The 442-nt window shown below is 38.2% G+C and carries 1 protein-coding gene; it reads left to right on the top strand.

Annotated elements, in window-relative coordinates:
• On the top strand, positions 1-96 hold a 96-nt coding region (locus RTW80_RS27335), incomplete at its 5' end, for an elongation factor Tu (protein ID WP_072082015.1).
• Between the last annotated feature and the right edge of the window lie 346 nt (positions 97-442).

Here is a 442-nt window from a genome sequence, read left to right as displayed (position 1 = left end):
ATCCACCCGATCGCGATGGACGACGGTCTGCGTTTCGCAATCCGTGAAGGCGGCCGTACCGTTGGCGCGGGCGTTGTTGCTAAAGTTCTGGGCTAATTACACGTTAATTAGTTTCGAATTAAAAAGGGCGCTTCGGCGCCCTTTTTGCATTTGTTGGCTGTATATCTAATTCGTACTGTCAGAACGAATAAATTATTCATATTTAAAATATCAATTCAATTTAATATTTTAAATATGAATGTTTCTGTTTTTAAAATTCTTCATTTGTCAGGCTTTTTTCTTATTTTTAATGCCGCACTTTAATTCATATTGAAGGGTTCTCGTAAAACGTAAATAATTCCTGCGTAGGACTTTTGTTTTGCAGTTTTGGTGATGCTGCCAACTTACTGATTTAGTGTATGATGGTGTTTTTGAGGTGCTCCAGTGGCTTCTGTTTCTATCA

The sequence above is a fragment of the Escherichia sp. AM3 genome (assembly GCF_032029835.1).
GTDB lineage: Bacteria > Pseudomonadota > Gammaproteobacteria > Enterobacterales > Enterobacteriaceae > Escherichia > Escherichia coli.
Note: the sequence above shows the minus strand (reverse complement) of the source record. Positions and strands in the feature narration are given on the sequence as shown.